At 73.3% G+C, this 21,374-nt stretch carries 20 protein-coding genes and 1 tRNA gene; 6 read left to right on the top strand and 15 right to left on the bottom strand.

What is annotated here, in order from left to right; genetic code table 11:
- Window positions 1-123: 123 nt before the first annotated feature.
- Window positions 124-1,284 (bottom strand): citrate synthase, encoded by a 1,161-nt coding sequence (locus QA634_RS20095; RefSeq protein ID WP_012333717.1) that lies wholly within the window; start codon window positions 1,282-1,284, stop codon window positions 124-126.
- 60 nt (window positions 1,285-1,344) lie between these two features.
- Between QA634_RS20095 and QA634_RS20090 the strand changes: the two genes are divergently transcribed.
- Together QA634_RS20090 and QA634_RS20085 are read left to right on the top strand one after the other, a co-directional pair.
- A complete protein-coding gene (locus tag QA634_RS20090) occupies window positions 1,345-2,781 on the top strand; it encodes a CoA transferase (protein ID WP_012333716.1) in 1,437 nt (478 codons plus the stop codon).
- Between the two features lie 89 nt (window positions 2,782-2,870).
- Window positions 2,871-3,815 carry a cation diffusion facilitator family transporter gene (locus QA634_RS20085; RefSeq protein ID WP_012333715.1) on the top strand — a complete coding sequence of 315 codons (945 nt, stop codon included), beginning with the start codon at window positions 2,871-2,873 and terminating at the stop codon, window positions 3,813-3,815.
- 240 nt (window positions 3,816-4,055) lie between these two features.
- Here the strand turns inward: QA634_RS20085 and QA634_RS20080 are convergent, their stop codons facing one another.
- The 3 genes from QA634_RS20080 to QA634_RS20070 all read right to left on the bottom strand — a co-directional run bounded on the left by QA634_RS20080 (window position 4,056) and on the right by QA634_RS20070 (window position 6,983).
- Window positions 4,056-4,907, bottom strand: coding sequence for a class I SAM-dependent methyltransferase (locus tag QA634_RS20080; RefSeq protein ID WP_012333714.1), 852 nt, complete (start codon window positions 4,905-4,907; stop codon window positions 4,056-4,058).
- A gap of 6 nt (window positions 4,908-4,913) precedes the next feature.
- The gene (locus QA634_RS20075) at window positions 4,914-5,966 is read right to left on the bottom strand and encodes a lysylphosphatidylglycerol synthase domain-containing protein (protein ID WP_012333713.1); all 1,053 of its coding nucleotides are present in this window, start codon (window positions 5,964-5,966) and stop codon (window positions 4,914-4,916) included.
- A 129-nt stretch (window positions 5,967-6,095) separates the two neighbouring features.
- Window positions 6,096-6,983: an alpha/beta hydrolase gene (locus QA634_RS20070; protein ID WP_012333712.1), complete on the bottom strand. Its 888-nt coding sequence runs from the start codon at window positions 6,981-6,983 to the stop codon at window positions 6,096-6,098.
- Between the two features lie 150 nt (window positions 6,984-7,133).
- Between QA634_RS20070 and QA634_RS20065 the strand changes: the two genes are divergently transcribed.
- Window positions 7,134-7,724, top strand: a complete 591-nt coding sequence (locus QA634_RS20065; protein ID WP_198292998.1) for a GNAT family N-acetyltransferase — start codon at window positions 7,134-7,136, stop codon at window positions 7,722-7,724.
- 273 nt (window positions 7,725-7,997) lie between these two features.
- On the opposite strand, the gene fliJ is transcribed toward QA634_RS20065, so the two are convergent.
- Complete coding sequence (fliJ, locus tag QA634_RS20060) at window positions 7,998-8,405, bottom strand: flagellar export protein FliJ (protein WP_012333710.1); 408 nt, start codon at window positions 8,403-8,405, stop codon at window positions 7,998-8,000.
- Window positions 8,406-8,531: 126 nt separating this feature from the next.
- Entirely contained in the window at window positions 8,532-9,812 is a 1,281-nt protein-coding gene (gene fliI, locus QA634_RS20055) for a flagellar protein export ATPase FliI (protein WP_283026727.1), read from the bottom strand.
- A 576-nt stretch (window positions 9,813-10,388) separates the two neighbouring features.
- On the opposite strand from fliI, the gene ctrA reads away from it, so the two are divergent.
- Window positions 10,389-11,090: a response regulator transcription factor CtrA gene (gene ctrA / locus QA634_RS20050; RefSeq protein WP_012333708.1), complete on the top strand. Its 702-nt coding sequence runs from the start codon at window positions 10,389-10,391 to the stop codon at window positions 11,088-11,090.
- Window positions 11,091-11,150: 60 nt separating this feature from the next.
- On the opposite strand, the gene QA634_RS20045 is transcribed toward ctrA, so the two are convergent.
- The 4 genes from QA634_RS20045 to QA634_RS20030 form a co-directional block, all read right to left on the bottom strand.
- On the bottom strand, window positions 11,151-12,794 hold the full coding sequence (locus QA634_RS20045) for a hypothetical protein (RefSeq protein WP_012333707.1): 1,644 nt from the start codon (window positions 12,792-12,794) through the stop codon (window positions 11,151-11,153).
- A 73-nt stretch (window positions 12,795-12,867) separates the two neighbouring features.
- Window positions 12,868-13,683, bottom strand: coding sequence for a substrate-binding domain-containing protein (locus QA634_RS20040; protein ID WP_012333706.1), 816 nt, complete (start codon window positions 13,681-13,683; stop codon window positions 12,868-12,870).
- Window positions 13,653-14,384, bottom strand: a complete 732-nt coding sequence (locus QA634_RS20035) for an ATP-binding cassette domain-containing protein (RefSeq protein WP_012333705.1) — start codon at window positions 14,382-14,384, stop codon at window positions 13,653-13,655. Before QA634_RS20035 ends, QA634_RS20040 begins: the two co-directional genes overlap by 31 nt.
- A complete protein-coding gene (locus QA634_RS20030) occupies window positions 14,381-15,076 on the bottom strand; it encodes an ABC transporter permease (protein ID WP_012333704.1) in 696 nt (231 codons plus the stop codon). The genes QA634_RS20035 and QA634_RS20030 overlap by 4 nt, the downstream gene beginning before the upstream one ends.
- Before the next feature lie 210 nt (window positions 15,077-15,286).
- Here QA634_RS20030 and mntR point away from each other — a divergent pair, with 210 nt between their 5' ends.
- Entirely contained in the window at window positions 15,287-15,778 is a 492-nt protein-coding gene (gene mntR / locus QA634_RS20025; protein WP_012333703.1) for a manganese-binding transcriptional regulator MntR, read from the top strand.
- 12 nt (window positions 15,779-15,790) lie between these two features.
- Here mntR and QA634_RS20020 read toward each other — a convergent pair whose 3' ends face one another.
- From QA634_RS20020 to QA634_RS20010, 3 genes are all read right to left on the bottom strand, one after another.
- Window positions 15,791-16,837 (bottom strand): MaoC family dehydratase, encoded by a 1,047-nt coding sequence (locus QA634_RS20020; protein ID WP_012333702.1) that lies wholly within the window; start codon window positions 16,835-16,837, stop codon window positions 15,791-15,793.
- Between the two features lie 76 nt (window positions 16,838-16,913).
- Window positions 16,914-17,228 carry a DUF167 family protein gene (locus QA634_RS20015; protein ID WP_012333701.1) on the bottom strand — a complete coding sequence of 105 codons (315 nt, stop codon included), beginning with the start codon at window positions 17,226-17,228 and terminating at the stop codon, window positions 16,914-16,916.
- A gap of 1 nt (window position 17,229) precedes the next feature.
- Complete coding sequence (locus QA634_RS20010; protein ID WP_012333700.1) at window positions 17,230-17,517, bottom strand: YggT family protein; 288 nt, start codon at window positions 17,515-17,517, stop codon at window positions 17,230-17,232.
- 107 nt (window positions 17,518-17,624) lie between these two features.
- Here QA634_RS20010 and QA634_RS20005 point away from each other — a divergent pair.
- Window positions 17,625-17,700 (top strand) — tRNA-Ala (locus tag QA634_RS20005).
- Window positions 17,701-18,100: 400 nt separating this feature from the next.
- Here the strand turns inward: QA634_RS20005 and QA634_RS20000 are convergent.
- Together QA634_RS20000 and QA634_RS19995 are read right to left on the bottom strand one after the other, a co-directional pair.
- Window positions 18,101-19,585 carry a flagellin N-terminal helical domain-containing protein gene (locus QA634_RS20000; RefSeq protein ID WP_012333699.1) on the bottom strand — a complete coding sequence of 495 codons (1,485 nt, stop codon included), beginning with the start codon at window positions 19,583-19,585 and terminating at the stop codon, window positions 18,101-18,103.
- 607 nt (window positions 19,586-20,192) lie between these two features.
- Entirely contained in the window at window positions 20,193-21,323 is a 1,131-nt protein-coding gene (locus tag QA634_RS19995) for an acyl-CoA dehydrogenase family protein (RefSeq protein WP_012333698.1), read from the bottom strand.
- Window positions 21,324-21,374 lie beyond the last annotated feature (51 nt).

The following is a 21,374-nucleotide window of genomic DNA, read 5'->3' as shown; positions in this document are numbered from 1 at the left end:
ATCACAAGCCTGCGCGGCGCCTGAGCGACGCCGACATCCGCATGGCCGAAATCGGAGATGGCGAAGCCATCAACCGGATGGCGGATGAACCGGCCCGCGGGCGAACCCGGCCCGCGACCCCCGTCAGGGCCCGGCCGGGCCCGATCGCGGCCCCGGCCCGCGGTAGCGGGCGCGCGGGCGGATGAGGCCGCCCTCGGCGGATTGCTCGATGAAGTGGGCGCTCCAGCCGACGCTGCGGCCGAGCAGGAACAGGGACAGAGGCGCGTCGCCCGGCAGCCGCAACGCCTCGGCCAGGCAGGCGAGCGCGAAATCGACGTTGGGCAGGTCCCCCGTCTCGGCGAAGGCCGCCTCCTGCAGGGCGCGCGCCGTCTCGTCCGGCGCGAGCTCCGCCAGCAGCGCCCTCGCGCGCGGATCGCCGGCCGGGTAGAGCGGATGGCCGAAACCGGGGAGCGCCCGGCCGCGGGCCAGCCACGCGGCGACCGCCTCGCCGGCGCCGCAGCGGCGGGCATCCCCCATCAGGGCCGCCAGGGCCATGCCGGCCCCGCCATGGCGGGGTCCCGAGAGCGCGCAGAGACCGGCGAGCAGCCCGGCGGCGACGGAAGCGCCCGTCGAGGCCGCGACGCGCACCGCGAAGGTGGAGGCGTTGAGTTCGTGTTCGGCCAGGAGGATCAGCGCGAGCCTGATCCGCTCGCCCTCGCTCTCGCCGAGGGACCAGGCCTCGGCGAGGCGGCGGTGCACCGGCGCGTCGCCCCGCGCGGCGCCGAGGCTCGCGGCGAGATGGCCGATCGCGGTCGCGGCGTCGCCGCGCAGGCCATTCCCGCCGAGCCCGAGCGTTGCCCGGCCCGACGCCGCGAGCGCGGCCAGCGCCGCGAACGGCTCGCGCGGCCGCACCCGCGGCGCGGGGAAGCGGATCTCCCGATCGCCCTGCCAGAGGAGCGCGGCCGTGTCCTCGAGGGTGGCCGCCCGCGCCCAATCGACCGCGCCCACGCCGCGATAGAGGAGCGTGCCCTGGTGCACGGTCGAGATGCTGGTGGCCAGCGAGGGCTCGCCCCAGGCGAGGGCGCCGGCGGCGATGTCGGCGAGCTTGCGGCCCCGGATATGCCGGGCCCTCAGGGCCGCGACGTCGTCGGCCCGATAGAGGCTGCGCCGCGGATCGCCCGGATCGGGGCACATCCCGATGCGGCCGCGGCTGACATAGGCGTAGAGCGTCTGGGGCTTGATGCCGAGCGCGTGCAGCGCCGCGTCGCGGTCGATCCATTCCCGCATGTTGATCGTGTCGATCAAGATTAATCCTCCGCGGCACAGCCGAGAGGCTGGCGGCTCTCACGTCAAGGAGACTGCACCATGTCGGAGCGGATGCGCGGCGCCCCGCCCGCGGGCGATGACGGCCGGTCGGGCGAGGCGCCGATCCTCGCCCGGATCCTGCCCGCCATCGGCCTCGCCGAAAGCCGCGCGGGGCCGCTCCGCTTCGAGGGGACCGCGCTCCTGCCCTCCGCCTTCCCGGTCGCGGCCCTCGCCGCGGCCGCGATCGGGACGGCCGCGCTCGCCGTCGCCGAACTGGCCGCCACCGCCACAGCGCCCGCCATCCGCGTCTCCCGCCCGCTCTCGGCGCTCTGGTTCGCGCGATCCCTGCTGCCGATCGGCTGGACCCTGCCGCCGGCCTGGGATCCCGTCGCCGGCGATTATGCGTCGCGCGACGGCTGGATCCGGCTCCACACCAACGCGCCGCGCCACCGGGCCGCCGCGCTGTCCGTTCTGGGATGCGGTGCCGACCGACCCTCCGTCGCCGCCGCGGCGTCGCGCTGGGAGGCCGCCGCGCTCGAGGAGGCGGTGGTCGCGGCCGGCGGATGCGCGGCGGCGATGCGGTCCGCCGCCGAGTGGGCCCGCCATCCGCAGGGGTGCGCCGTCGCCGCCGAGCCGCTGGTGGCGTTCGCGCCCGCGGAGACCTCCCCCTCGGCCTGGCGGCCGAGCCCCGGCCGGCCGCTGGCCGGGCTGAGGATCCTCGACCTGACCCGCATCCTGGCCGGGCCGGTGGCGACGCGCTTCCTGGCCGGGTTCGGCGCCGATGTCCTGCGCATCGACCCGCCGGATTGGGAGGAGGACGCGGTCGCCCCGGAGGTCACCCTCGGCAAGAGCTGCGCCCGCCTGGATCTCCGGGCGCCGCGCGACCGCGAGACCTTCGAGCGCCTGCTCGCCGGGGCGGACGTCCTCGTGCACGGCTACCGGCCGGGGGCGCTGGACGCCCTCGGCTACGGGGAGGCCGCGCGCCGCTCCCTCCGGCCGGGCCTGATCGACGTCTCGCTCGACGCCTATGGCTGGTCGGGACCCTGGCGCGCCCGGCGCGGCTTCGACAGCCTCGTCCAGATGTCCTCCGGGATCGCCGAAGCGGGGATGCGCTGGCGCGGGGCCGGCGTCCCGGTGCCTCTGCCCGTCCAGGCCCTGGACCACGCCACCGGCTACCTGGCGGCGGCGGCCGTGCTCAGGGCCCTGCGCCATCGCCTGACGGACGGGCGGGGCCTCTCGGCGCGGCTCTCCCTCGCCCGGACCGCGGCGCTGCTGGCGGCGGTTCAAGGCGAGGCCGCCCCGCCCGGCTCCGAGGGCGCGACACAGACCGACGTCGCGACGGACTTCGCGGAGGCGGCCGTCGAGGCGACCGGCTGGGGGCCGGCGCGGCGCGCGAGCCCCCCGGTCTCGATCGCCGGAACGCCGGTGCGCTGGGACCGGCCGGCGAGGCCGCTGGGATCGCGGCCCGCTTCCTGGGCGGAATCACCGCCCGCCTGACGGCGCCGCGATGCGCAGGCCGCGCCGACACCCTGTCCGCCCGCCCGACCAGGCTCGCCTGACCCAGCGTGATCGACTATGTCGGTGCCATGGGACACGACCACGCGCACCACCACCACGATCACGGCCATCATCACGGCCATGGGCACGTCCACGCCCCGGCCGAGTTCGGCCGCGCCTTCGCGATCGGCGTCGCCCTCAACACCGGCTTCGTGCTGGTCGAGGCGGTGTTCGGCGTCCTGAGCGACTCCGTGGCGCTGCTGGCGGATGCGGGCCACAATCTCTCGGACGTGCTCGGCCTCCTGATCGCCTGGGCGGCGGCGGTGCTGGCGCGGCGCGCGCCCTCCGCGCGCTTCACCTACGGCCTGCGCGGCAGCTCGATCCTCGCCGCCCTGTTCAACGCCGTGTTCCTGCTGGTGGCGGTCGGGGCCATCGCCTGGGAGGCGATCCTGCGCTTCGCCGACCCGCCCCCCGTGGCCGGCGGCACCGTGATCACCGTCGCGCTGATCGGGATCGCCATCAACGGCTTCACCGCCTGGCTGTTCGCCTCCGGGCGCAAGGGCGACCTCAACATCCGCGGCGCCTACCTGCACATGGTGGCGGATGCGGCGGTCTCGGCGGGGGTCGTCCTGGCGGGGCTCGCGATCGTGCTCACCGGCTGGACCTGGATCGACCCGCTGGTGAGTCTCGTGATCGTGGCGGTGATCGTCGCGGGCACCTGGGGCCTGCTGCGCGACAGCGTGACCATGTCGCTCGCGGCGGTGCCGCCGGGCATCGACCCCGTGGCCGTGCGCCGCTGCCTCGCCGAGCGGCCCGGCGTCGCCGAGGTCCACGACCTGCACGTCTGGTCGATGAGCACCACCGAGACGGCGCTCACCGCCCACCTGGTGATGCCGGCCGGGCACCCGGGCAACCATTTCCTGGCCGAGTGCGGGCAGGTGCTGCGGGAGCGCTTCGGCATCGCGCACGCGACGCTGCAGGTGGAGATCGCGGGCGGCCCGGCCTGCGCGCTCGCCCCGGACCACGTCGTCTAAGCATCCTTCCGGCCGGGACCGGCCGGTGCCGACGTGGTCACCTTTTCGGCGGCGAACCGAAGCACCGCGTCAGCGAAACGCGATGCGACACCAAGAGACCCAAGCAGGATTGCCCCGTGCAATTCTGCTGCGCGGATCGCCCGGCGACGGGGCCGCCGGACCGTCGCAGACGATGCGGCGGGATCGAGAACCCGGAGCGGGATCCGCGGGCGAGGCGACCTGATCCCGCCCGAGGGCGCCTCAGCGCTTGCGCAGCCAGAGGCTGGTCTCGAAGGCGCCCGGCGGGAGGGGCAGGCCCGCCAGCGGGCTGCCGGCGAGCCAATCCGTGCGCGTCGCCACGTAGCGGCTGGCGAAGGCGAGGGCGAAGGCGCCGCCCTGGATCAGCGCGCCCACCACGACCTGCTCGTTGTAGCCGCGCCACGCCCATTCGGGCGGGTAGGCGTCGGGCAGGAAGACGTCGTGCAGGTGGACGAGCACGCCCGGGGCGAGGCGCGGCAGCGCGTCGAGGAGGAGCCGGTCGACGTCGCTGCCCGGCATCGCCACGTGGCTCGAATCGATGAAGAGCAGGTCCCCGGGCGCGAGCGAGGCCAGGGCCTCGCCGTCGCGCGGACCGAACAGCCGCGCCTCGTGCCGCAGGCCGGGCAGGGCCGGCAGCGGCGCGCGCGGGCGCGGGTCGATGCAGGTGAGCGCGGTCGGCATCCCGCCATCGGCCACGGCCTGCGCGAGGAAGCGGGTCGAGTGCCCGGAACCGACCTCGACGATCCGCCGCGGCCGCGCCCGCCGCACCATCGCGTAGGCGGCGGCGGCGTCGAGGCGCGGGAACCAGTCCTGGGTCAGGCGGGGCGGGCGCGGCCCGAGGAGCCCGGGGCCGCCCTCGGCGACGCGCCGCAGATCCCCGGCCCGGGCGGCGATCTCGGCGAGGTGCGCGCGGAAATCCGGCTCGGCCTCCCGGAACAGCGGCTCCAGGGCCGGGTAGCCCTCCTGCGCCGCCCTCGCCGCGGCGTGCCGGTAGGGGATGAAGTAGCCCCCGCCCGGGAGGCCGAGCAGGGCCGCCAAGCCGAGCCGCGCCCGGCGCAGCCGCGCGCGGCCCATCGCGGGTCAGCCGACCTTGCGGATCGGCGGCGAGGCCGGGAGGTCCGGCTTGAGGCCGGGACCGTCGACCGGCGCGGCCGGGGCGCCGGGGGACAGCTCGGCCTTGCCGCGGATCGCGGCGGCGAGGCGGCCGCGCTCGAACAGCAGCACCACCACGATCGCCATGGCGAAGGGCAGGAGCAGGTAGAACAGGCGGAAGATCAGCACCGCGGCGAGCACCTCGACCTTCGGCAGGTCCGGCATCGCCGTGATGAAGACGAGTTCGAACACCCCGAGCCCGCCCGGCGCGTGCGAGACCAGGGCGGCCGAGAACGAGGCCAGGAACACCGCCAGCACGACGAGGAAGCCCGGATTCCCGGCCTCCGGCAGGGCGAAGTAGATGATGCCGGCCGCGCCGATCAGCTCCAGCGGCGCCGCGATGAGCTGGCGCACCATCACGTTCGGGCGGGGGTATTCGAGCTTGAAGCTGCGGATCGTCAGCGGCTTGAGGTGCAGGATCGAGCCCACGACGTAGAGCCCGACCACGCCGAGCAGGCCGGCGCCGAGGATGCGGGCGGTGGCGGGGTTGGTCATCACCCCGGGGAGCATGCCGGTGAGGCGGGTCAGCAGGTCCGGCTGCAGGGTCAGGACGAGGCCGCCGAGCAGCATCGTGCCGAGGCCGAAGGTGAAGGAGCACAGGGCCACCAGCACCGCGACCTGCGCGGCCGTGAGCCCCTTCGACGTGTAGGCCCGGTAGCGCACGAGGGCGCCCGAGAAGACCGAGGCGCCGATATTGTGCGACAGCGCGTAGGTGGTGAAGGAGCACAGCGAGACGAAGAGCCAGGAGATGCCCTTCACGCCGAGGTGGATCAGCGCGATCCGGTCGTACCAGGCCAGGGCCATGTAGGCCATCAGCGTCGAGGCGGCGGCGAGCGCGTAGCGGTGCGGCGGGATCGCCTTGAGGCTCGCCTCGACATCGGCGATCGAGAGCCCCTTCAACTGGTGCCAGAGCAGGTAGATCGAGACCACGACGGCCGCGAGGCCGATCGCCGGCCAAATGAACTCACGAATCTTCTTCATGGCGATGTCCGTCGCACTCCCGGGTCGGGGCGCTTGATGCCCGAGCGCCGTCCTGGCCGCAAGGAGGCGCGTCGCGGCCGGGCGCCCTCCTTTCACGCGATCATGACGGTTTCGTGCCACCGCGACCCCTCACAGGCCGCGCTCGTCCGCCCAGTCGATGAGGAGGCGGGCGACGCCCTCGGCGCCGTAATCGAGCTGCAGGAAATGGGCGATGTCCGGCACGGTCCGGTGCTGCGCGCCGTGGTAGAGCGCCGTGCGCCAGGTCGTCACCGGCCAGATCATGCGGTCGCGGGCGCCGCCGACCACCAGGGCCGGCAGTCCCATCAGGGCGGCCGGGACGGTCGGGGCCGGCCAATGCGCCTCGGCCAGCGCCACCGGGCTCTCCGCCGACATCCGGGCCGCGTAGGCGCGGGCGCGCTCGAAGGAGAGGCCCTCCGAGAACAGCCAGTGGCGGGAGAGCGCCACCGCCGGCCCGCGGCCGGGCAGCAGGGCGCCCGCCAGGGCCTCGACCCAGAAGCCCGGATCCGTGAGGGCGATGCGGGCGCCCACGAGGGCGAGGCCGTCCGGCGGCAGGGGCGCGAGCAGCACGAGCCCGCGCAGGGGCACCTGCCCGATCAGGCGCTGGGCGAGCAGGGCGCCGAGGGAGTGGCCGACCAGGATCGGGGGCTCGCCGCAGCGGGCGATCGCGGCGCGCAGGTCGTACAGGTAGTCGGCGAGGGAGGCCTCCTTCAGCTGGCGGGCGCCCTGGCTGCGGCCGTGGCCGCGCAGGCTGAAGGCCAGCGCCCGCCGCCCGCGCCGGGCGAGGTGCGGCAGGAAGATCTCCTGCCAGATCCAGGCGCCCCCGAAGGCCCCGTGCACGAAAAGCAGCGGCGCGCCGCGGGGCTGGCCGAGGGGGCGCGCCTCCACCCATTCGAGGGCCGGGCCGTCCGGGCGGGCCATCATGTCGGACACGGTCGGCCCCTCCGGGCCGGCCGCGACGGGGAAGCGGTGGACCCCGGTCCCGTTGTCCTGCGTCATCGCCCCGCTCCCGCACCGCCCGCCGGCGGATCTAACGCGGCGCGCGCCCGCTGCAAACGCTGCCAGCCCGCATGAGGTGCCCTCGGCGGCTTGTGCGGGGCTTTGGGCGGGGCTTGCGGCGGCGCCTCACCCTGCGGTAGGGGGCCGGCCATGACGCCTTTGAACTGCGACGGGCTCACCCCCATCCCGGCGACGCACGTGGCGGCGGTCGTGACCTCGCTCGAGATGCGCAACCGCCCTCCCCTGCCGGACGCGCCGGAACTGCCGCTGGCGGCGCTCGGTGCGGACCTCCCCCGCTACCGCGCCCTGTTCGCGCGGATCGGCACGCCCTGGCTCTGGTTCAGCCGGCGGCGGATGGCGGACGCCGCGCTCGCCGCCATCCTGACCGACCCAGCGGTCGAGGCGCTCGCGCTCACGCGGGACGGCCACGACATCGGCCTCGTTGAACTCGACGCGCGGGTCGAGGGCGAGGTCGAGATCGCCTTCCTGGGTCTGGTTCCCGAGGCGGTGGGGCGCGGGATCGGGCGGCAGCTGATGGGAGAGGCCCTGCGCCGCGCCTGGGCGCGACCGGTCTCCCGGGTCTGGGTGCACACCTGCACCTTCGACCACCCCTCCGCGATCGGTTTCTATCAAGCGAGCGGGTTCACGCCGTTCGCCCGCGCGATCGAGGTGGTGCCGGACCCGCGCCTCTCGGGCCACCTCCCGCGCGAGGCAGCGCCGCACGTGCCGGTGCTGGCCTGATCCGACATTCGACGGATTGCGTCGCCATCTCCCATTTCGGCAATGCGGATGTCGGCGTCGCTCAAGCGCCGCGCGGGCTCGTCATACCAAATCCGCTTGATCCCTTCGGGATGGCGGATTGGGGCTTCGCTCAAGCGCCGCGCGGGCTTGGCAGACGCTGTCCGGACGTGATCGTCCGGACAGCGGATGACACGCTGATCGTCTGTCGCTGCCGGGGACGCCAGCTCCGCAGAGGCGCCGTCCGGGCAACGACCGGCACATCCCGCCCGCGGCTCAGGCCCGGGCGCGGCCGAGCCCGATCGCGTCGAGATCCGACTGCTCGCGCGCCGCGTCCGCGGCCCGCTCGGCCGAGCGCTCGCGGTCGTCGAGGATCTCGACCTTCTTCAGCTCCTCGAAGGCTTCCGCCAGGGCCGCCTTGGCCTCGGCGAGCTGCGCGTCGAGGTCGCTGGCGGAGCGCCGGATGTTGTCGCGCCGCTGAGCCGCCGCCCGCGCGTAGGTCGGGTAGGCGAAATGGGCCGGGTCGGTGATCCCGGCGCGCTGCTCCTCCTGCGCGACCTCACGGTCGAGTTCCGCCGCCATCCGGGCGAAATCGGCGATCATCGACTCGATCTGGGTGACGCGGCGGCGCTTCTCGTCCACCTGGAAGCGTCGCAACCGGATGAGCGTATCCCGCGATTTCATCGTGCTCCCACTCCACGCCGTCGGGCGGTGTCCCCACCCTCGCTCTCGCCCGAGCGCGGCGCGGCGCACGCGCCGCGAGGCCCGGGATGCGATCCCGGCTCAGGGCGTCGGCTGCGGCGGTCCGGCTCAGGGCCCGCCGACGATCGCCGCCAGGCGCTGGTATCCTTCCCCCAGGGAGGTTGCTTCTTCCTTACCCTGCCTCATAAAAGCCTCCAGGTCGGGCATCAGGCCGATCGCCTCGTCGACGTCGGGCGAGGAGCCCGGCCGGTAGGCGCCGAGGCGGATCAGTTCCTCCATGTCGGCGTAGGTGGAGAGGAGCCAGCGCGCGCGCTGCACCGTCGGCAGGAAGGCCGGGTCGCAGGCGCGCGGCATGGTGCGGGAGACCGAGCGCAGCACGTTGATCGCCGGGTAGCGCCCGCCCTCGGCGATCCGCCGCTCCATCACGATGTGGCCGTCGAGGATGCCGCGCACCGCGTCGGCGACGGGCTCGTTGTGGTCGTCGCCCTCGACCAGCACCGTGAACAGGCCGGAGATGGAGCCCGCCCCGGTGCCGGGCCCCGCCCGCTCCAGCAGGCGCGGCAGCTCGCTGAACACGGTCGGCGTGTAGCCCTTGGCGGTGGGCGGCTCGCCGGCCGCGAGGCCCACGTCCCGCTGCGCCATGGCGAAGCGGGTGACCGAGTCGATCATGCAGAGCACCTGCGCGCCCGCGTCGCGAAAAGACTCGGCGAGCGCGAGGGTGACGTAGGCGGCGTTGCGGCGCATCAGCGCCGGCTCGTCGGAGGTCGCCACCACCACCACGGAGCGGGCGAGGCCCTCGGGGCCGAGATCGTCCTGCAGGAATTCCTGCACCTCGCGGCCGCGCTCGCCGACGAGGCCGATCACCGCCACGTCGCAGGCGGCGGCCCGGGCGAGCATCGAGAGCAGCACCGACTTGCCCACGCCCGAGCCGGCGAAGATGCCCATCCGCTGGCCCACGCACATGGTCAGGAAGGTGTTGATGCAGCGCACCCCGAGGTCGAGGGGCGGCCCGACCCGGGCCCGCGCGTGGGCGGGCGGCGGGTCGGCGCGGAGCGGATAGGGGAGCGGTCCCGGCGGCAGCGGCCCGCGCCCGTCGACGGGCCGCCCGAGCGCGTCGACCACCCGCCCGAGCCAGGCCGGGGACGGCCGGATCGCCCCCGCCTCCTCGGCGCCCACCCGGGCCGGGCAGCCCCGGCGCACGCCCTGGAGCGACCCGAACGGCATCGCCAGGGCGTGGGACCCCGAGAAGCCGATGATCTCGCAGGGCACGCTGCCCTCGCCGCCGCGCCCCTCCACGGCGATGTCGAGCCGCCCACCGAGCCGCATCGCCGCGACCGGGCCGGCCACCTCCACGAGGAGCCCGCGGATCGCCACGACCCGGCCGAACACCTCCAGGGTCTCGACCCCGTCGAGCGCCGCCCGGGCCGCCGCGAGCCGCCCCGCCCCCCGCCTTCCTGCCCCATCGCACCCTCGCCCCGTCCCCTCGCCCCGTCCCAGAAACCTTTCGACGCCCCCGGCAATTTGTGGAACAAGGGGCGACCGTGCCTCGCCGCACCCGTTCCACGCTCTGTGGATGGGCGCGGGCGCGGGGACACCATCAACCTTCCATTTACCCGTCTCCTTAACACTGCGCGGTAACGGACGAGCGGCAGCCCGAGGGCGGAAATCCGAGGGCGTGTCGCGGAAGTCACAAAAGGGATGAATGCGAATCCCTGGAGCCGGTTAGCCCGGCCCCAGGGCGGACCGACAGGGCTCGCGGGCGATGGCGGGCCGGAACGGAACGACAACGTGCAACGGATTGCCGGGCTTGGCGGATTCGAGGCGCTTGCGGGACGGAATCAGGCTTTGTTAACGCTTTGGGCATAGCGTCGCGAGTCGAATGCAGACGGGCATCCGCCACGGGCCGGTGGCGGATGGGCGGCGGGTGTTTGCCTCACCCTCATGGGCCAGGGCTTGGGGACTGAGATGCGCGTACTTCTGATCGAGGATGACAGCGCCACGGCGCAGAGCATCGAGTTGATGCTCAAGTCCGAGAACTTCAACACCTATACGACAGATCTCGGCGAGGAGGGCGTCGACCTCGGCAAGCTGTACGACTACGACATCATCCTCCTCGATCTGAACCTGCCCGACATGTCGGGCTACGAGGTGCTGCGGTCGCTGCGCGTCGCCAAGGTGAAGACGCCGATCCTGATCCTGTCGGGCATGGCCGGGATCGAGGACAAGGTGAAGGGTCTGGGCTTCGGCGCGGACGACTACCTGACGAAGCCCTTCCACAAGGACGAGCTCGTCGCGCGGATCCACGCGATCGTGCGGCGGTCGAAGGGGCACGCCCAGTCGGTGATCACCACGGGCGACCTGATCGTCAATCTCGATCAGAAGACCGTCGAGGTCTCGGGCGCCCGGGTCCACCTGACCGGCAAGGAGTACCAGATGCTGGAACTCCTCTCGCTGCGGAAGGGCACGACCCTCACCAAGGAGATGTTCCTCAACCACCTCTACGGCGGCATGGACGAGCCCGAGCTGAAGATCATCGACGTCTTCATCTGCAAGCTGCGCAAGAAGCTGGCCAATGCCAGCCAGGGCAAGAACTACATCGAGACGGTGTGGGGCCGCGGCTACGTGCTGCGCGAGCCGACCGACGACGAGGATCGAATCGCCGTCTGAGGGCCGGTCCGGCCCGCGCCGCCGCGCGGCGCGGCCGCGGCGCGGTGACGGCGCGCCGGATCAGGTCTCGGTCAGGGCGAGTCCGGCGAGATGCTCGTAGCCCGGCCGCGTGACCTTCTGCATCCAGACATCCGCGAGCGACCCGATGTCGATGGCGATGCCGCCGTGCCGGCGGATCGTGAGGGCGTAGAACTTCCCCAGCAGCCCGCCCGCCACCAGGAAGATCCGGCCGTCGAGGGGGCGCGAGAGCCGGGCGGTCACCGCCTCGAACACGTCGGGGTAATGCGCGCCCCCGGCCGCCTGCTCGCCGATCAGACGGCGCGACATCTGCTCGCCCGGGATCTTGTGGAACTCGACCGCCCCGACCCCGAAGCGGCGCCGGATCGCCTCCGGCAGGTCCGGGAAGCAGGCGATCAGCCCGACCTCCGCCTCCCCCGCGAGGAGGTCGCGGAAGAAGTCGCCCTGGCCGAGGGCCACGTGGATCGTCTGCTGGCAGAGCGGCGGCACGGGCAGGCCAGCGGCGGCGCGGGCGTCGAGCCAGCGCAGGACGTTGGTGACGCCCGGGACGCCCGACGGGGTCACGATCCGGTACTCGTGCTCGATCCAGGCCCGGTAGGGCACGCCGAGGATGTCGGCCTCGGCGGCCGCCTCGGACAGGCCCGCGGCCAGGGTCGAGAAGCCGCTCCCCGCCGCGTCGAACCGGTCGCCGAACCAGATCCGGGCGAAGGTCTCGCGGTTGGCCGCGTAGAGCGGCGCGAAGGCGGCCTCGTCGGCCGCGTCGACGCGCAGGAGGCACCCCTCGCCATCCCCGAGGCGGAGCAGCGCGAAGGGGCGCCGCGCCGCCTTGGCGGCGAGGATGCGCTCCGCCACCCCGCCGGGCTCCAGGTAGGTGAAGCGGCCCGGCAGCCCGTCGACGAGGGCGAGGGCCTGCTCCCGCGGGACCCGCCGCAGATAGGCCCCGAGCGCCCGCAGCGCGGCGCCCTCCGCGGGGGCGAGCCCGGCCTCGGCGAGGGCCGCCTGCGCCTCCCGCTCGCGTCCGGTCACGGTGAGGAGGTGGACCAGAAGGGACGCCGCCTCGCGGTTGCGCGGCAGCGCGGCGACCAGGGCGCGGGCGTGCCCAATCGCCTCCTCGAAGCGGCCCGCCACCCGCGCCTCGCGGGCCGCGTCGCAGAGCGCGAATTGCGCGTGGCGGAAGAAGCGCCCCTCCGCGCGGCCCCATTGCAGGAAATGGGCGACGAACTGCCACTCGTCGTCGAACAGCAGCGCCAGATCCTCGTTGCGCCGGTAGGCGTCGATCTCGAAATGCGGCCCGAGCGGGCCGTGCGCCCGTTCGAGCCGCGCGAGGTGGTCCGCCACGTTGCGCGGTCGCCCTTCCCCGCGCCCGCGCTCCAGGTAATGGGCGAGGAACTCCCAATCCTGCGCGAAGACCTCCGCGAGGTCGGGCTGTCGGCGGTAGAAGGCGAGGTCGAAATCGGGCTCGGGCGGGCCGTAATGCGCGGCGAGCCGGTGCAGGAAGACCTCCGCGTTGGGCGCGCGTCCCTCCCGGCGCCCGGTCACCGCGAAGTGCCGCGCCCGCTCCTCGGGCGACAGCGCCCGCGCGTCGAGGTAGCGGCGGGCGTAGAAGTCCGGATCGAAGGCCTCCTCGCCAGCACCGCGGGGGCCGAGGAGGGCGCGCGCGCGGCGCCACAGGCTCGAAGCAGGCACTGACGTCGTCTCCGCCGCGGATCCCCGGGAGCGCGTCCATGCACCGCGCGCCGCGCGCCGGCAAGCCGGCGCGTCACGTCCCGGCATTGGGGACGAAGAGCGGCTCGCCGCCGATCCGGTAGCCCGCGATCACGCCCTGCCCGGCGGGGGAGACCAGCCAGTCGATGAAGGCCTGACCCGCGCGCGCCTTCACGTGCGGGTGCTTGGCCGGATTGACCAGGATCACGCCGTACTGGTTGAACAGGCGCGGGTCGCCCTCGACCAGGACCTTGAGGTCCTGGCGGTTCTTGAAGGCGAGCCAGGTGCCGCGGTCGGCGAGCAGGTAGGCGTTGGTCGCGGCGGCGGCGTTGAGCGCCGGGCCCATGCCCTGGCCGATCTCCTTGTACCACTCGCCCCGCACCGCGCCGAGGTCGAGCCCGGCCTCCCGCCACATCCTGAGCTCCGCGGCGTGCGTGCCCGAGCGGTCCCCGCGCGAGACGAAGGGCGCCCTCGCGGCGGCGATCTTGCGGAAGGCCTGGGCGACGTCCCGCCCGGCGATCCCCGCCGGGTCGTCCCTCGGCCCGATCACCACGAAGTCGTTGTACATCACGGGGAAGCGCTCCACGCCGAAGCCGTCGCGCACGAAGGCCTCCTCGGCGGGCTGATCGTGAACGAAGACCACGTCCGCGTCGCCGCGGCGGCCGACGTCGAGGGCCTGACCGGTGCCGAGGGCGACCACCCGCACGCCGATTCCGGTCGCCTCGGTGAAGCGCGGCAGCAGGTGACCGAACAGGCCCGACTGCTCGGTCGAGGTCGTCGAGGCGACCGTGATGCTCTCCCCGGCGCGCGCCGGCGCGGCGGCGAGCCAGGCGGCGAGAGTCAGGCAGAACAGGCGGCGAAGGCGGTCCACGGCAATTCTCCGGCGAGGTAGGCCCGGGTCTCGGGCGCGCGGGGATGGGTGAGGACTTGCGAGACCGGGCCGTGCTCCGCCACCCGCCCGCCCGACAGGACCACGACGTCGCGGGCGAGCCGCGCCACCTGCCCGAGATGGTGCGAGACGAGGAGCACCTTCACGCCCTCCCGCGCCATCCCGGCGACCACCTGCTCGACCCGCTCGGCCGCGGCCGGGTCGAGGTTGGCGGTGGGCTCGTCGAGGAGCAAGAGGTCCGGCGCCACCGCCCAGGCGCGGGCCAGGGCGAGGCGCTGCTGCTCGCCCCCCGAGAGCCGCGTCGCCGGATCCCGCGCCCGGTCCGCGAGCCCGACCAGGGCGAGGGCCGCGCGGCAGCGCGCCCGCGCCTCGGCCCGGCGCCAGCCGGCCGCCGCGAGGGCGAGGCGGATGTTGTGCCCGGCGCTCGCCCGCACGAGGCCGGGCCGCTGGAACACGAAGGCGCGCCGGGCGGGTGCCCCGCCCGGCCCGATCCGCACCGCGCCGGCGCTCAGGGGCAGAAGCCCGTCGAGGAGGCGCAGCAGCACGCTCTTGCCCGCCCCGTTCGGCCCGATCAGCGCGGTGATGCCCGGCTCCTCGATGCGCAGGCTGACGCGGTCGAGGATGGTGCGCCCCCCGGCGCGGAACGACAGGCCGTCGAGGAGGATCGGCAGGGCCGGGCTCATCCGTAGGCCCGCGCCGCGTAGCCGCGCAGCAGGGCGGCGGCGGCATTGAGGGCGACCACGAGGCCGATCAGCACGAGGCCGAGGGCGAGGGCGAGGGGCAGGTCCCCCTTCTGCGTCTCGAGGGAGATCGCCGTCGTCATGGTGCGGGTCTGACCCGCGATGTTGCCGCCGACCACGAGCACGGCCCCCACCTCCGAGATGGCGCGGCCGAAGGCCGCCAGCACCACGGTGACCAGGGAGAAGCGCGCGTCGTGCACGAGCGCCGCCGCGCGCCGGAGCGGGCCGAGCCCGAGCGAGCGCAGCTGCTCGCCGAGTTGCGCCTCCGCGTCGGCGAGGATCTGGCGCGCCAGGGCGGCGACCAGCGGCGTGACCAGGACGGTCTGCGCCGCGATCATGGCGGCGGGGGTGAAGAGCAGGCCCAGCGGCCCGAGCGGCCCCGAGCGCGACAGCAGGAGGTAGAGGAGGAGTCCGATGATGACCGGCGGCAGGCCCATGAGGGCGTTGAGCAGGCTCACGAGCGCGTCCCGGCCCGGAAACCGCGCCACGGCCGCCAGGGCCCCGAGCGGGATGCCGAGCCCCGCCCCGATCAGCACCGCCGAGAGGCTCACCCGCAGGGACAGCCACGCGATCGCCACGACCTCGCGGTCGAGGCCCGCCAGCTTCGCCAGCGTCTCGCGAACGGTCTCGCCCATCGACTTCGCGCATCTCCCGGTTGCGCTGCTGATGCAATGGGCGCTGCCGGCCACACAATAGGAAAACCGTTGCATATGCGGCGGCTCCGCCGCGGCGGCCGCGCTCCACTTGTTCCCGGCCGCGGACTCGTCCCCCTGCACACCCGCCGCCCCCTCGTCTAAGAAGGGCGCGCGACGCGCAGCCGACCCCGAGGTGGATCGTCCCGACCCATGCAGCACCTGCCCCACGACGACGCGGCGGACAGCCCTCCGGCGCGCGACCCCCAGGATGAGACCGGCCTCGTCGACGCCGAGCGGCATTCGGCCGGCTTCCGGCAGGTGCGCGAGGCGCGCCGGCTCGAACTGGTGGAGGATTACGTCGAGCTGATCGCCGACCTGATCGGGGATACGGGCGAGGCCCGGCAGGTGGACATCGCGGCGCGCCTCGGCGTGGCGCAGCCGACCGTCGCCAAGATGCTCAAGCGCCTCGCCGAGGACGGGCTGGTGCAGCAGCGCCCCTACCGGGGCGTCTTCCTGACCGAGGCGGGCCGGGCGCTCGCGACGGAATCGCGCGAGCGCCACCGGGTCGTGGAGGCCTTCCTGCTGGCCCTCGGGGTGAGCCCGGACGTGGCGCGCTGCGACGCCGAGGGCATCGAGCACCATGTCAGCCGCGAGACCCTCGACGCCTTCCGGCGCTTCACGGCCGGGAGCGGCGACGCCTGAGGCCCCCGCCGCTCACTTCGGCATCAGCGCCCAGTAATCGAGGTCGAGGATGACCGCGGGGTCGTACCCGTCCCCGGCGCGGTCCGGATGGGCGCCGCAGGGCTGGTTCTTGGCCGCGACCGTGCGCAGGCGCAGGGCCCCGACGTCGCTGCGGCCCGGCAGGTCGGCGGCGGCGAGCACCTCGCTCCAGGCGTAGACGGTGTCGCCCGCGAAGAGCGGCGCCACGTGGCGGCCCGCATTGATCCCCACGATCGAGAACGCGTTGGCCAGCCCGTTGAAGCTGAGCGCCCGCGCCAGCGAGATGACGTGGCCGCCATAGATCAGCCGCCGCCCGAACCGCGTCTCCTTCACGGCGTGCGCGTCGAAATGGACCTTGGCGGTGTTCTGGTAGAGGCGGGTGGCGATCTGGTGCTCGGCCTCCTCGACGGTCATGCCGTCGACGTGGTCGATGCGCTCGCCCGGGGCGTAGTCGCCGAAGCGGTGCGGGCTGCCCGCCAGAACCGTGTCGTAGGCGGCCGGATCGAAGGGCGGCAGGGAGGCGGCCAGGTCGGCGGCCTCGACCGCCTTGGCAAGCGTCGGCACCGCCTCCTCGGCGATCGCCGCGGCGGGGTCGCGCTTGCGCACCAGCACCCAGCGGCAATAGGTCAGGACGGGCGCCCCGCCCGCGTCGTAGCCCGTCGAGCGCACGTAGACCACGCCGGTCTGGCGGTTCGAACTCTCCTTGAGGCCGATCACCTCCGAGACCGAGGACAGGGTCTCGCCCGGATAGACCGGCCGCAGGAAGCGGCCCTCCGCGTAGCCGAGATTGGCGAGCGCGTTGAGGGAGATGTCCGGGACCGTCTTGCCGAAGACGACGTGGAACACGAGCAGGTCGTCGAGGGGCGCCCGCTCGTAGCCGAAGGCCCGCGCGAAGGCGTCCGAGGATTGCACCGCGAAGCGCGGCCCGTAGAGGGCGGTGTAAAGCGCCACGTCGCCGGTGGTCACGGTGCGGGGCGTGGCGTGGCGGATGGTCTCGCCGAGGCGGAAATCCTCGAAGAACCGGCCCGGATTCGTTTTCATCGTCGTCCCTCGGAGGAGCGTGCGGAGCTCGGCGCCTTGTCGCACCGCGGCGCGGCGCGGTGCGATACGCCTTTCGTCAGGGCCCGAGCAGGGCGCCGATGCGGGCAGCCAGGGCCTGGCCGTCGCCGGCCACGCGGAAGAGCTTCACCCGCGCGGTGGCGCCCGCCGCCAGGGTGACGGCGCGGGCGGGGCAGCCGAGCGCCTCCGCGAGGACGGCGCGGATCGCCGCGTTGGCGGCCCCGTCCTCGGGGGCTGCCCGCACCCGGACCTTGAGGACCGGCAGGCCGTCCGCGCGGGTCTCGATCCCCTCGACGGCGTCGCGGCCGCCCCGCGGGGTCGCCCGCACCCGCACTTCGAGCCCGTCCGTCAGGAGGCGCCAGGGCCGGGTCATGTCAGGCCAGCGTCGCGAAGAGTTCGAACATCAGGTTGCGCAGGAAGAACAGGAGCAGGACGAGGATGATCGGCGAGATGTCGATCCCGCCGAGATTCGGCAGGATGCGCCGGATCGGCCGCAGCGCCGGATCGGTCACCCGGAACAGGAAATCCTCGATCTGGGAGACGATGGGGTTGCGGACGTTCACGACGTTGAAGGCGACGAGCCAGCTCAGGACCGCGCTCGCGATCAGGAGATAGACGTAGAGCGTGATGACGTTGTCGATGAGCCAGAGAAGCGAGCGCATGCGCGGTCCGTAGGTCCTCGTCGCCCGAGAAGGCACGGCGTGCGGTTCGGAGCGGGAAGGGAATTGACAGGGTGAAGCGGGCCGGCCTACAAGGCCCCCGCCTCGCCGGGGCTGTAGCTCAGATGGGAGAGCGCCGCAATCGCACTGCGGAGGTCAGGGGTTCGAATCCCCTCAGCTCCACCAACTTCCTTACCGAAGCGTAGGGCATTGGTGGCAAGGTCGATCAGGAGGGCGAGCCGAAATGCCGCCCGGATTGTCCTGAAGATTGTGGATGCGAAGGCCCTCCGAAGGGGGCGCCCTCCGCTGCGGCACGGACGGCCGTGATCCTGCCGTCTGCGCGCGACGGGACGGACCGCCTGCGCTTCCCGCTCCCCCTGATTGCCATCGCGCCGGCGCGAGGCCGCGGCCCGGCAGGACCGCCCCGACGCGCGGACACCGCCGGCGGTGCGGGGCGGGATCGGGGCTGCGGGGCGATGTCGTCCCGAGCCGAATGGCCTCGGACCAGTCCGCCCGTACGTCCCGTCTCCGCGTCATCGGGCTGCCGAACCGGTGACCGCATCGGCACCGGCCGGCGGAATGGAGCTTAGCGGAACAGGGTGAGCAGGGCTTGCCCTGAGGAATTCGCGATGCTGAGCGCCTGGACGGCGAGTTGCTGCTGCGTCTGCAGCGCCTTCAGCTTCGTCGATTCCTCCTCGATGTCGGCGTCGACCAGGGTGCCGATCGTGGCGGTGTTCGCCTTCATGAGCGAGTCGACGAAGCTCGTCTGGCCTTCGATCTGGTTCTTGCCCGCGCCGAGCTTGGTGCCGGCATCGGTGACCGCCGCCAGGGCCTTGTCGACGGCCGCGATAATGTCCTTGAGGTTGCTGTCGCCGGCCGTCCCGACCAGCTTCGAAATGTCGAAATTGGCGATCGAGTAGCTGCCGCCGCCGAAGGAGGCATCGTAGCTGCCGACGCTCGTGTCGATGATGCCGCGGGCCGTGGTGGTTCCCGCATCCGTGCCCTTGCCGGTGGCCGCGAGCCCCGCCGTCGTGCCGAAGCCGAAATCCTTCAGCGTGTTGCCCGCCGTGGCGGTCCCGACGGTCAGGGTGGCGGTCAGGGTCGCGCCGGTATCCGTGGTGCGGAAGACCAGCCGGCCCGAGGAATCGAGGGCGGCGGTGATCAGGCCCTTCAGCCCGCCCGTCGTGATCGCCACCGCGGAGCCGCCGGCTCCCGTCTGGGGCAACGTGCTCGCGCCGATGACGTTGTTGATGGCTCTCAGGAATTCGTCCGTCGTGACCTTCGAGCGATCGTTTGCCGCCGTTATCAGCGTCGAATTGTTCAGGACGATGTTCACCTTGCCGCCATAGGCGCCCGCGGCCGTTCCGGCCGCCCCACCCGCGGTGCCGAGCCGGTCGATCTGGAGGGTGAAGTTGACCTCGTTCGTGCCCGAGAAGTCGGCCGTCCCGTTCGTGAAGAGCGGCGTCCCGGTGAGCGACTGGCCTGCCGTGAACTGCGCCTGGGTCGCCGCCGAGGTGATGCTGGTCGCGTTGACGTCGTAGAGCTTGATCGCGTTCACGTTGACGTCGATGGTCGAGAACGAGACGGTGCCGGCGGCATTGCGCGCGAAGCCCGCCACCACGCTCTCCACCGGACGAAACCGCGCGTTCGTGGCCGAGGAATCCACCGACAGCCAGTTCACTCCGTTCGACACGGACGAGTCGGCCGTGGCCTTCATCTTGTTCTGGATGGCGGAGATCTCGGTCTGCACCTTGCTGCGATCGGTCCCGCCCTGGAGGGCGGTCTGCAGCTTGGCCCGGATGTTCTGCAGGTCCGAGATGATGCTATTGATGCCGTTATAGGCCGTCCCCACCGCGGAGGCCCCCAGGCCGAGCGAGTCCTTCACGGCGCCGAGCGAGGCGTTGTCGGAGCGCACCGCGGTCGCGATCGACCAGTAGGCGGCGTTGTCGGCCGCGGCCGAGACGCGCTGGCCCGTCGACACCCGGTTGCTCGTGGTGTCGAGGTTCGCGTTGATCAACTTCAGCGTGGTCAACGCCGTCATCGCGGCGGAGTTGGTCAGCAGGCTCGTCAAGGTTGCCCTCCTGGAGCGCCCCGCTCCGGGCCGCTCGCGCTGGCGAAGGATCGAATCGTGTCGGGTCTTCCGGGCCCTGCTGCCGGCCGCCGCCTGTGCGGCGGGAGGCGGCGGCGGCCTGCCCCGGTCGTCGCGGGACGATCTTTGTCGCACGCGGGGTTAAAATGCCGTTAAGGATAACAAGTGGTTTCGGGTCGGCTCGACCGTTCTGTGCCGTTCCCGCACCCGTTTGCATGACCGCTGCGATCCCGCGGCAAAGCGGAAATATGGTTCATATGAAATTAATGCGGGGCGATCGACCTTGAAGCGGGCAGTCGGTCCTGCTTCTCAGCAGGGTCAGTCGGGGCGGACAGCCCGACCTCATCGCTTCCGCGGCACTCTCTCGTCGATCACAAGCGCCCTGGCCGCGGCGCTCTGCCAGGATCATCCTGGGCGCGCGGCGCCTCTTCGGGGTGGCTCGGGTCGCGCAGGTCCCCGCGCCCGCCGCGCGGGAGGGGTCACGCCGCCGGATCGGACCCATACCTCGGACCGCGCCCGAACCGGATCCGGGACCGCGCCATCCCGGTGCCGGTCGGGGCGAATCGCCCGGCCTCGGCGCTGCCGCCGCTCAGCCCGTCAGCGCCCGGCTGATCACGATGCGCTGCACGTCGCTGGTGCCCTCGTAGATCTGGCAGACGCGCACGTCCCGGTAGATGCGCTCGACGGGATAATCCGCCAGGTAGCCGTAGCCGCCGTGGATCTGGATCGCGTCCGAGCACACGGCCTCGGCCATCTCGGAGGCGAAGAGCTTGGCCATCGCGGCCTCCTTCAGGCAGGGCTGCCCGGCATCGCGCAGCCGCGCGGCGTTGTGCACGAGGAGCCGCGCCGCCTCGATCCGCGTCGCCATGTCGGCGAGGCGGAAGGCCACCGCCTGGTGGGCGGTGAGCTTCTGCCCGAAGGTCTCCCGCTCGCCCGCGTAGGCGAGGGCCGCCTCGAAGGCGGCCCGGGCCATGCCGACCGCCTGGGCGGCGATGCCGATTCGCCCGCCCTCCAGGTTGGAGAGGGCGATCCGCAGCCCCTCTCCCTCCTGCCCGAGCAGCAGGTCGGGCGTCAGCTCCATGTCCTCGAACACGATCTGGGCGGTGTCCGAGGCGCGCTGCCCGAGCTTGTGCTCGATCCGGGCGACGCGGTAGCCCGGGGTGGCGGTCGGGACGATGAAGGCCGAGATGCCCCTCTTGCCGGCCTCCGGATCGGTCACCGCGAAGACGATGGCGAGGTCGGCGCTGCGCCCCGAGGTGATGAACTGCTTGGTGCCCGAGAGGACGTAGCGGTTGCCGACGCGCCGCGCCCGCGCCGTGACGGCGCCCGCGTCCGACCCGGCCCCCGGCTCGGTCAGGCAGAAGGCGCCGAGCTGCGCGCCCCGCGCCAGCGGCACCAGGAAACGCTCCTTCTGCGCCTCGGTGCCGAAGCGCAGGATCGGCACGCAGGCCACCGAATTGTGGACGCTCATGATGGTCGAGACCGCCCCGTCCCCCGCCGCGATCTCCTCGATCGCGAGCGCGTAGGAGACGTGGTCCACGGCCGAGCCCCCATAGGCCTCCGGCACCAGCATGCCCAGGAAGCCGAGTTCGCCCAGGGCCGCGACGGCCTCGCGCGGGAACCGGGAGTCCCGGTCCCACTCCGCCGCGAAGGGCCTCAGGCGCGCCTGCGCGAAGCTGCGGGCCGTGTCGCGGATGAGGATCTGGTCGTCTGACAGCATCGGCGGCCTCCCGGCGGCGAGGGCGCGAACCAATCCTTGCCCTCGCTCAGG

It is taken from the genome of Methylobacterium sp. CB376, assembly GCF_029714205.1.
Taxonomy (GTDB): domain Bacteria; phylum Pseudomonadota; class Alphaproteobacteria; order Rhizobiales; family Beijerinckiaceae; genus Methylobacterium.
The sequence above is the reverse complement of the archived record's forward strand: the minus strand, read 5'-3'. Positions and strand labels throughout refer to the sequence as shown.